The organism is Phyllobacterium sp. P5_D12 (assembly GCF_054049495.1).
The window spans coordinates 1-9,283 of sequence record NZ_JBFUMG010000149.1 but is presented as its reverse complement, the minus strand read 5'-3'; the positions used below and the strand labels follow the sequence as shown (position 1 = coordinate 9,283).

Here is a 9,283-nt window from a genome sequence, read left to right as displayed (position 1 = left end):
CTTGAACTCCGCCGACTGGACCTTGATCCAGTGCGTGGCGAACTCACGGCATTCCTTGCGGAATTCGTTGATCGGCACGTCGTCCTTGTCCTTGCCCTTGGCCCGGTACTGCTCCTCGATCTTCCATTCGATCGGCAGGCCGTGACAGTCCCAGCCGGGCACATAATTGGAGTCATAGCCACGCATCTGGAACGAGCGGGTGATGACGTCTTTGAGGATCTTGTTCAGCGCGTGGCCGATATGGATGTTGCCGTTGGCGTAGGGCGGACCATCATGAAGGACATAGAGCGGACGCCCATTCGCGTCCTCGCGCAGCTTCTTGTAGAGATTCATCTCTTGCCAGCGTGCAACGAATTCCGGCTCCTTGGCAGGCAGCCCGGCGCGCATCGGAAAATCCGTTTGCGGCAGATAGAGTGTTTTCGAATAGTCAAGTGTCGTGGACGTATCGGTCATTTTACCAGCTTGTGATGGGGCCCGCGCGTTATCGCAGCGGGCAAGATTCGAAGAAATCATGTTAGAGCGCAATAGCGCCGCCCCGGACCTTCCGCACCGCAAAGCCGAAGCTTCAGGAACGCGGCAAGGCCGGGCCAGTAATTCGTATCGTCTGAATAGGTATGGACTGCGCGCCAGTCCAGCAAACGGTTTTCATGCCGCGCTTTTAGCAATCACCGCTCGTAGAATAAAGGGGGAGGCGCAATAAACTTCGCGTACGCCGCCTCAACCCCTTAAAGCGCGAAGTCGAAGCGGTAGGTTGCCTGCACGCCCAGTGTCGCCTGATTGGCCGAACCGCGTTCCCTGACCAGGCTCGAATCTGCCGCTGGCCCCATTAACCGGCTATATTCGGCATAGGCGCTCGTGGTGATCTTGTCGGTGGTCTGCCAGGTGATTTGACCGCCGACGCCAAGCGACTTCAGGCCGCCACCGGGCGAATACCGTGCGAGGCCCGATGCGGCAGACTCGCTGGCAGTCACACCATAATATTCCTCAAAATAGTCTTTGGAGGCGACCGTTGCACGCGGGCCCGCAGACACGCGCACTGTCGGTGTTATGTCCTTGAAAGCATCGATGGCAAAATCAGCAACGACGCCGTCATGGGCGCCGATACCGCGCCGTACCTCGACCCGGCCGCGAATATTGTCTGTCGGATAGAATTCGGCAAAACCGCCGAGCTCGAATCCCCAGTCGACATCGTGAAGGCCTTTGAGATCATCAGAGTCACCACGGTCGCGCCCGGTAATCAGTTTACCGGTGAGACCAGCCCGGAAAACGCCTGTGTCGATGAAACCGAGGGAGGCATTGTCGTTGAGCGAGGAAAAACGAACCGACTTACCTGCACGGCCAAGGGAGATAACCGGGGCAGCGCTGAGCATATAGTCCTTGGCGCCTTCATACTTTGGAGCAACGAAGCCTTTGGCGCCAAGCGTGAGATACCAGTCGCCTGACCACCAATGATCTCCGCGCGTGCTACTGGTTGGCTGGCTGTCCGGATAATACTCATCAGCAAAAACTGCAGTTGATCCCGCAAAAAACAGTGCGCTCGAGAGAGCGCCAATCAGGCGAATAGACATGAAATCACTCCGGAACCCTGCCTGGAAGGTGGCAAGTTATCTGGCGAAACTACCGAAAGATAGATAAAATTGGCTTTATTGTCTTGGTAAACAATTTACCAATTCAATCGAAGTTGATCGTCTGGTCGAGCGCCGACAATGGCCGCACACCCTGCAGCAAGGCCCGCGATTCCTCTTCATCACGCTTAATCTGCTGCATCATCGGTTCCAGGCCGTCGAATTTTTCCTCGCCGCGCAGATAACCAAAGAATGATACAGCGCAGGTCTCACCATAGAGATCGCCGTTGAAATCGAAGACATAGGTTTCGAGCAGCGGTTCACCATCTGTGTCAACTGTCGGTCGCCGGCCGAAGCTGGCAACGCCATCGTAGAGTGTGCCGTCCGCCCCGCGGAAGCGCACGGCGTAAATGCCGTGTTTCAGATGAGTTTCCGGCGGCAACACCATGTTGGCTGTGGGAAATCCGATAGTGCGGCCTAGCTGTTTGCCGCGAATGACCTCTGCCCGAATACGGTGGCGATAACCGAGTAGACCCGCTGCCTCCACCACCTCCCCTTCGCCGAAAAGTTCGCGAATACGGCTCGATGAGATTGCGTGGCCGCCCTCATCGCGGAAGGCATCAACCAGTGTGACGTGAAAGCCACGCTTTTCGCCGGCATCCATCAGAAAGGCGGGTCCGCCCTGACGGTTCTTGCCGAAATGAAAATCAAACCCGGTAACGATGCGACTCGCCGCCAGGGCGCCGACCAGTATCTGGTCCACAAATACGTCTGCAGTCAGTTGCGAAAATTCGCGCGTGAAGTGGCACTCGATCACCGCATCAAAGCCCAGTGCCTCGAGAATAGAGGCTTTCTCGGCGGCCGGGGTCAAGCGGTCCACCGGCTGGTCCGGTACAAACACGCTGCGCGGATGCGGCTCGAAAGTCAGCACGAGGGACGGCTTTCCCGCCGCCCGCGCTGCCTCTAGCGCGCGCTCCAGCACGGCCTGGTGACCGCGATGCACACCATCAAAATTGCCGATCGCGACCACGGCATCTTTGAGGTGCTCGGGCAAATGGTTTGGATCGCTCAGACGCAGGATCGACATGAACTTTAGCCTCAGGCCAACATGGGCATCGTGGCCACAGGATTGCTGCCGTGCTTCGCCAGAAATGCAAGCAGTTTCTGAAGGTCTTGAACGCCGCCCATGACGTAATCTCCAGCATGGATACCGCCGGAAATATAAAGGGCGTCAATTCCGAAAAGGTCGGCGCCCTTGATGTCAGTCAGCATACCATCGCCGATAGCGAGGACGCGCGCGAGATCGACAGGCTCGCCGCGCACTTCCGCAGCAGCGGCAACAGCGGCCTCGTAAATTGGGCGATGCGGCTTGCCGGCAATCAAGGTGCGGCCCCCGAGTTGGCTGTAATCACGGGCAAGAGCTCCTGCGCACCATATGAGGCGGTCGCCGCGCTCGACGACAATATCCGGATTGGCGCAAATGAACGGCAGATCACGCGACCGGAATCGGGTCAGCATTTCGGCATAGTCTTCAGGTGTTTCCGTCTCATCGTCAAAGAATCCGGTGCACACAACGACGTCTGCCTCGCGTTCCTCGACAAGTTCGACGTCCAACCCTTCATACAGCGTTTCATCGCGCTCAGGCCCAAGGTGAAAGACATGGCGGGGCGCATTGCGGATCAATTCGCGCGTGACATCACCGGACGTGACGATACGGTCATAGGATGACTCAGGCACGCCGAGCGCGTGTATCTGCTGCGCGACGCTGTCGAAACGGCGCGGTGCATTGGTTATAAGTACGACCGTCAGACCGGCTTTCCGCGCGCGTGATAGAGCTGCCGATGCGGAAGCAAAAGAATCCACGCCATTGTGCAGAACGCCCCAGACATCGCACAGGAGTACATCGTAACGATCCATCAATTCGTCGAGACGCTGCAAATGTATCATATCGGTCATGCCGATCCTTTCCGAGAACGCAAAGCCCGACACCGCTTACCCGATTGCATGAAATGTGTCACCCATGATCATCGGCGATTGTTTCGCGTCCAAATATTGACAGCATACATATGAACAATTATTGATATGTTTGTTATAACTAGGGCAAGCCATGTCACATTCACACGAAGGCCACGACCACGCACCGAAGATCACGGTGGATAATCAGCGCAAAGTGTTGATCGCGTTTTTCATTACATTCGCCTTCATGATTGTCGAAGTCATCGGCGGTATATTGTCGGGTTCGCTGGCGCTGATCGCCGATGCTGGCCATATGGTGACCGACGCGGCGGCTCTCGCGCTGTCCTATGCGGCATTTCATTTCGGCAAACGGGCAGCGGATGAGCGGCGCACATTCGGCTATTTGCGTTTTGAAGTCATTGCCGGGCTGATGAACGCCATCGCGCTCTTCGCTATCCTCATCTGGATTACCATCGAAGCAATTGATCGCTTCCGCAACCCCGGTGAAGTACTGGCAGGGCCGATGCTGATCGTCGCGACGATCGGGCTGGTCATCAACATTGCTGTATTCTGGATCCTTACGCGCGGTGACAGCGAGCACGTTAATATCAAGGGTGCAATCCTGCATGTGCTGGGCGATCTGCTTGGTTCCGTCGGGACAATCATCGCCGCTATCGTCATCTATTATACGGACTGGACGCCGATAGACCCCATCCTCTCTGTCTTCGTCTGCCTGCTTATCCTGCGCAGTGCCTGGGCATTGCTGCGAAATTCAATGCATATTCTTCTTGAAGGTGCGCCGGCGAACGCCTCGCCGGAAGAGATCGAGCAGCATTTGAAGAAAACCATACCCGGTTGCGCCAATGTTCGGCACGTTCACGTCTGGATGATTACATCAGGGAAAGCGCTCGCGACGTTGCATGTGCTGCCGCAAGCGGACGCCAACCCACATTTGCTGGTCAAGCAGGTCGAAGCCGAACTGAGAACGAAGTTCGGGATTGAACACTCCACCATTGCAATCGACTGGCCGGATACCGCGCCGGAGGATTGCTGCCTTGGCATCGAGCCGGGCGGCGATCACGAAGAACATGACCATGCGGATCATGACCACGCGCCGCATAGTCATGGTCACGAGGATCATAAACATTGAGCAAGCTGGCGATTCCGTCACAACTCGATACGACGATCCTCGCAGAGACGTTTCGGCTGCTTGGCGATCCGACGCGGCTGCGCATCCTGTTCTTCTGCCTCGACGAGCCGAGATCAGTCGGTGATATAGCGACTAGCCTCGATCTGTCGCAGTCGCTGGTAAGCCATCACCTGCGACTGTTGCGCGGGGCACGGCTGGTACGGGGCAACCGGCAGGCAAAGCAGATATTCTACGAGCTAGCCGACAAGCACGTCAGCGACATGCTCGTCGATATGGCGCATCACGTTTGTGAAGAGCAGTCCGACGACTGACGCTGCTCTTTTAGCCGCTTCTACTCATATAGCCAGCACGATTGGCATGGTTAAAATCCAGACAGTACAATCTTGCCCTTGGCGCGGCCGCTTTCGATGAGTGCATGTGCTCTCTTCAGATTGGCGGCGTTGATCGGGCCGAAGTCATCGGCGAGAGTGGTTTTGATCGTCCCCTCGTCAACGAGTTCCGACACCTTGTTCAAAATTCGATGCTGAGCATCCATATCGGGTGTCTTGAACAGCGCCCGTGTAAACATCAGCTCCCAATGCAGCGATATGCTCTTGCGCTTCAACAACATGACATCGAGTGTCTTCGGATCATCAATCAGTGCGAACCGGCCCTGCGGCGCGATCAGCGTGGCGACTTCGGCAAGATGCGCGTCGGAGTTGGTGGTTGAGAACACGAATCCCGGAGCGCCTATACCCAGCGCTTCTACTTGTGCTGCGATAGGTCTTGAATGATCAATGACGTGATGGGCGCCGAGATTACGGGCCCAAGCCTGCGTTTCCGGACGCGACGCCGTGGCGATGACGGTGAGGTTGGTCAACTTTCGCGCGAGCTGAATAGCGATCGATCCAACTCCACCGGCGCCGCCGATGATAACGATGGCATTGGCCGCCCCGAGGACCGGTGTTTCGACGTGAAGCCGATCAAACAACGCTTCCCACGCGGTAATCGATGTCAACGGTAAGGCGGCCGCGGCGCTGAAGCTCAGCGATGATGGTTTTTTGCCGACGATACGCTCATCGACTAGGTGAAATTCTGAGTTCGTGCCGGGACGATCGATCACACCAGCGTAGAACACTTCATCACCCGGCTTGAAGAGTTGTGTCTCGGGACCCACTGCGGCTACGACGCCTGACGCATCCCAGCCAAGCACCTGGGCGCTTCCCCCTTCCGGTTTTAGCCTGACCCGGACCTTGGTGTCGACGGGATTGACAGATATCGCCCTCACCTCAACCAACAGGTCTCGGCCACTTGCTTCGGGCTTCGGCAGGTCGATATCGACCAATGAAGTTTCAGCGGTGATGGGTTGTGATTCGAAATAGGCGACAGCGCGCATGATCGTTGCTCCTGGAAAAGTTGACCTGCCCGAGATGCGCCTTATATTACATAAGTGCAAGAATGCACATACAATGCATATAGTGTCAAAAAGGATACCGTTATGCCGCGCGTGCGCCACAAGACGTTTGATTGTTCCGCAGGATGCCCCGTGGAAGGTGTTCTCAACCTGATCGATGGCAAGTGGAAAGGCGTGATCCTTTACCATCTCATGTCAGGTACGCTGCGGTTCAATGAAATTCGCCGCAAGCTAGTCAATGTCACGCAGCGCATGCTGACCAACCAGCTGCGCGAATTGGAAGCTGATGGGCTGATCATACGCAAGGTTTATGCCGAGGTGCCGCCCAAGGTCGAGTATTCGCTTTCGGAGCGCGGCCGTAGTCTGGAGCCGGTTATCAACGCCTTGAAGGCATGGGGTGATGCCAATCTCGCTGTCGACAAGGAAGCAGCCTGACTCTTCGTTTCATCAATACATCACATTTATATGGAATAAACGCTTGGCTGCAGCGCTAGCGAGCGCCTTGCGACTGCCGATTTTGGGTTTACCGCAGAAAAGATTCATCGCAGCTTTCCCTTGACTCTTCAGTGTCATCCCACTATCTCCGGCCGCAGTTAGCACTCACCTCTGTCGAGTGCTAATAACGCGGATGGCGCAGCTGTCCGCGACATCGTTTTGACACCAACATCAAGGGTTCTAACCATGGCCAAGACCAAGTTCCGCCCGCTTCACGACCGCGTCGTAGTACGCCGCGTCGAATCCGAAGCAAAGACTGCAGGCGGCATCATCATTCCGGATACTGCCAAGGAAAAGCCACAGGAAGGCGAAATCGTCTCCGTAGGCACTGGCGCTCGTGACGAAGCAGGCAAGCTCGTACCACTCGATGTCAAGGCAGGCGATCTTATCCTGTTCGGCAAGTGGTCCGGCACGGAAGTCAAGATTGGCGGCGAAGACCTGCTGATCATGAAGGAATCCGACATTCTGGGTATCCTCGGCTAATCACCGACCTTTCAACAAAACTTCGATCAAACCGGGTTCAATCCCAGGAGAGATAAAATGGCTTCCAAAGAAGTAAAATTCGGCCGCGACGCGCGTGAGCGCATGCTGCGCGGCGTCAACATCCTTGCAGACGCTGTCAAGGTAACACTCGGCCCGAAAGGCCGTAATGTTGTTATCGACAAGTCCTTCGGCGCTCCGCGCATCACCAAGGACGGCGTAACCGTTGCCAAGGAAATCGAACTCGAAGACAAGTTCGAAAACATGGGCGCACAGATGGTGCGTGAAGTCGCTTCGAAGACGAACGACATTGCCGGTGATGGCACCACGACTGCTACTGTTCTTGCCCAGGCTATCGTTCAGGAAGGCGGCAAGGCTGTTGCTGCCGGCATGAACCCGATGGATCTGAAGCGCGGCATCGATCTCGCTGTTGCAGAAGTCGTCAAGCAGCTCGGCAAGAGCGCCAAGAAGATCAAGACTTCGGAAGAAGTTGCGCAGGTTGGCACGATCTCTGCCAATGGCGAGACTGAAATCGGCGAAATGATTGCCAAGGCGATGCAGAAGGTCGGCAACGAGGGTGTTATCACCGTCGAGGAAGCCAAGACCGCTGAGACCGAGCTCGAAGTCGTTGAAGGCATGCAGTTCGACCGCGGCTACCTGTCGCCATACTTCGTCACCAACCCTGAAAAGATGGTTGCTGATCTCGAAGACGCTTACATCCTTCTGCACGAGAAGAAGCTTTCAAACCTGCAGGCTCTTCTGCCGGTTCTTGAAGCTGTTGTTCAGACCTCCAAGCCACTCGTCATCATCTCTGAAGACGTCGAAGGCGAAGCTCTTGCAACCCTCGTCGTCAACAAGCTGCGTGGCGGCCTGAAGATTGCTGCTGTCAAGGCTCCTGGCTTCGGCGACCGCCGCAAGGCAATGCTGGAAGACATCGCGATCCTCACCGGTGGTCAGGTCATTTCCGAAGATCTCGGCATCAAGCTCGAAAGCGTTACGCTCGACATGCTCGGCCGCGCCAAGAAGGTGTCGATCACCAAGGAAAACACCACGATCGTTGACGGTCATGGCAAGAAGGGCGAAATCAACGCCCGCGTCGGCCAGATCAAGCAGCAGATCGACGAAACCACTTCCGACTACGACCGCGAGAAGCTGCAGGAACGCCTTGCCAAGCTCGCTGGCGGTGTTGCCGTTATCCGCGTTGGCGGTGCAACGGAAGTAGAAGTGAAGGAAAAGAAGGACCGCGTTGACGACGCCCTCAATGCAACCCGTGCGGCTGTTGAAGAAGGTATCGTTGCTGGCGGTGGCGTTGCTCTCCTTCGCGCTTCGGCTGGTCTTACCCTCAAGGGTGCAAATGCCGATCAGGATGCTGGCATCAACATCGTTCGTCGAGCTTTGCAGGCTCCGGCTCGCCAGATCGCAACGAACGCAGGCGATGAAGCTTCGATCGTTGTTGGCAAGATCCTTGAGAACAAGAAGGACACATACGGCTACAACGCGGCTAATGGCGAGTACGGCGATCTGATCGCTCTTGGCATCGTCGATCCGGTCAAGGTTGTCCGTACTGCTCTGCAGGATGCGGCGTCGGTTGCTGGCCTTCTCGTCACTACCGAAGCCATGATCGCCGAAGCTCCGAAGAAGGACAACGGCGGCGCTCCCCAGATGCCAGGCGGCGGAATGGGCGGCATGGGCGGTATGGACTTCTAAGAAGTCCTCATCCACGCAAATACGGAAAAGGCGGGTTTCGACCCGCCTTTTTTGTTATCACAGCTGTTTAACGTACTCTTGTACAGGCTTGGCAAGATTCCCTATTCTGCCGCGTCAGCGAATCTCCGCTGTACCTCGGCATTCCCGTGGGTTGCGTCGAAACGGGCACGGGCCTCGCTGACACGTTGCTCGTTCCTGATCGCCCAGTCGCCTAGTCCACGCACGGGAACCAGCAGATCGCGTCCCAGGTCCGTCAGCTCGTAATCCACACGTGGCGGAATGGTCGGATAGACCGTTCGCGTGACGAAACCGTCGCGCTCAAGGCTGCGTAATGTGCTCGTCAGCATCTTTTGCGAGATACCATTGATCGCTCGCTTCAACTCGTTGAATCGCATTGAGCGATTGCCAAGATAACTGACGACCAGCACCGTCCATTTATCGCCGACCCGCGCCAGAATGTGATGAACCGCGCTACACGCGGAGGTTACTTCAAAGTGATCCGGTTTCAAAAAAGTGCCTCCTTGCGGTCGTTTGGAA

Annotated in this window: 11 protein-coding genes; 5 read left to right on the top strand and 6 right to left on the bottom strand. The window is 56.3% G+C overall.

The annotated features are described in order from the left end of the window. From ACXJ5O_RS12105 to ACXJ5O_RS12090, 4 genes are all read right to left on the bottom strand, one after another. Window positions 1-453 (bottom strand): class I tRNA ligase family protein (locus tag ACXJ5O_RS12105; RefSeq protein WP_457300100.1); only part of this gene is annotated, 453 nt, incomplete at its 3' end. Window positions 454-725: 272 nt separating this feature from the next. Further along, a complete protein-coding gene (locus tag ACXJ5O_RS12100; RefSeq protein ID WP_112525978.1) occupies window positions 726-1,568 on the bottom strand; it encodes a MipA/OmpV family protein in 843 nt (280 codons plus the stop codon). A gap of 103 nt (window positions 1,569-1,671) precedes the next feature. Continuing rightward, entirely contained in the window at window positions 1,672-2,652 is a 981-nt protein-coding gene (locus ACXJ5O_RS12095) for a bifunctional riboflavin kinase/FAD synthetase (RefSeq protein WP_457300099.1), read from the bottom strand. 11 nt (window positions 2,653-2,663) lie between these two features. After that, entirely contained in the window at window positions 2,664-3,512 is an 849-nt protein-coding gene (locus ACXJ5O_RS12090; RefSeq protein WP_457300102.1) for a TIGR01459 family HAD-type hydrolase, read from the bottom strand. 160 nt (window positions 3,513-3,672) lie between these two features. On the opposite strand from ACXJ5O_RS12090, the gene ACXJ5O_RS12085 reads away from it, so the two are divergent. Together ACXJ5O_RS12085 and ACXJ5O_RS12080 are read left to right on the top strand one after the other, a co-directional pair. Continuing rightward, the gene (locus ACXJ5O_RS12085) at window positions 3,673-4,671 is read left to right on the top strand and encodes a cation diffusion facilitator family transporter (protein WP_457300098.1); all 999 of its coding nucleotides are present in this window, start codon (window positions 3,673-3,675) and stop codon (window positions 4,669-4,671) included. Beyond that, window positions 4,668-4,982 (top strand): ArsR/SmtB family transcription factor, encoded by a 315-nt coding sequence (locus ACXJ5O_RS12080; protein WP_457300097.1) that lies wholly within the window; start codon window positions 4,668-4,670, stop codon window positions 4,980-4,982. The genes ACXJ5O_RS12085 and ACXJ5O_RS12080 overlap by 4 nt, the downstream gene beginning before the upstream one ends. Window positions 4,983-5,032: 50 nt before the next feature. Here ACXJ5O_RS12080 and ACXJ5O_RS12075 read toward each other — a convergent pair whose 3' ends face one another. Then, window positions 5,033-6,046 (bottom strand): zinc-binding alcohol dehydrogenase family protein, encoded by a 1,014-nt coding sequence (locus ACXJ5O_RS12075; RefSeq protein ID WP_457300096.1) that lies wholly within the window; start codon window positions 6,044-6,046, stop codon window positions 5,033-5,035. Between the two features lie 102 nt (window positions 6,047-6,148). Here ACXJ5O_RS12075 and ACXJ5O_RS12070 point away from each other — a divergent pair, with 102 nt between their 5' ends. From ACXJ5O_RS12070 to groL, 3 genes are all read left to right on the top strand, one after another. Beyond that, the gene (locus ACXJ5O_RS12070) at window positions 6,149-6,499 is read left to right on the top strand and encodes a winged helix-turn-helix transcriptional regulator (protein WP_224512522.1); all 351 of its coding nucleotides are present in this window, start codon (window positions 6,149-6,151) and stop codon (window positions 6,497-6,499) included. 246 nt (window positions 6,500-6,745) lie between these two features. Then, a complete protein-coding gene (gene groES / locus ACXJ5O_RS12065) occupies window positions 6,746-7,042 on the top strand; it encodes a co-chaperone GroES (RefSeq protein WP_106715529.1) in 297 nt (98 codons plus the stop codon). A gap of 57 nt (window positions 7,043-7,099) precedes the next feature. After that, window positions 7,100-8,746: a chaperonin GroEL gene (groL, locus tag ACXJ5O_RS12060; RefSeq protein WP_457300095.1), complete on the top strand. Its 1,647-nt coding sequence runs from the start codon at window positions 7,100-7,102 to the stop codon at window positions 8,744-8,746. A gap of 101 nt (window positions 8,747-8,847) precedes the next feature. Here the strand turns inward: groL and ACXJ5O_RS12055 are convergent, their stop codons facing one another. Further along, window positions 8,848-9,255, bottom strand: a complete 408-nt coding sequence (locus ACXJ5O_RS12055) for a winged helix-turn-helix transcriptional regulator (protein WP_457300101.1) — start codon at window positions 9,253-9,255, stop codon at window positions 8,848-8,850. Between the last annotated feature and the right edge of the window lie 28 nt (window positions 9,256-9,283).

Excerpts from the sequence above, each read along its gene's own strand:
- ACXJ5O_RS12090 (WP_457300102.1), bottom strand. The coding sequence starts at position 3,512 with ATGATACATTTGCAGCGTCTCGACGAATTGATGGATCGTTACGATGTA.
- ACXJ5O_RS12095 (WP_457300099.1), bottom strand. The coding sequence starts at position 2,652 with ATGTCGATCCTGCGTCTGAGCGATCCAAACCATTTGCCCGAGCACCTC.
- groES (WP_106715529.1), top strand. The coding sequence starts at position 6,746 with ATGGCCAAGACCAAGTTCCGCCCGCTTCACGACCGCGTCGTAGTACGC.
- ACXJ5O_RS12100 (WP_112525978.1), bottom strand. The coding sequence starts at position 1,568 with ATGTCTATTCGCCTGATTGGCGCTCTCTCGAGCGCACTGTTTTTTGCG.
- ACXJ5O_RS12070 (WP_224512522.1), top strand. The coding sequence starts at position 6,149 with ATGCCGCGCGTGCGCCACAAGACGTTTGATTGTTCCGCAGGATGCCCC.
- ACXJ5O_RS12075 (WP_457300096.1), bottom strand. The coding sequence starts at position 6,046 with ATGCGCGCTGTCGCCTATTTCGAATCACAACCCATCACCGCTGAAACT.
- groL (WP_457300095.1), top strand. The coding sequence starts at position 7,100 with ATGGCTTCCAAAGAAGTAAAATTCGGCCGCGACGCGCGTGAGCGCATG.
- ACXJ5O_RS12085 (WP_457300098.1), top strand. The coding sequence starts at position 3,673 with ATGTCACATTCACACGAAGGCCACGACCACGCACCGAAGATCACGGTG.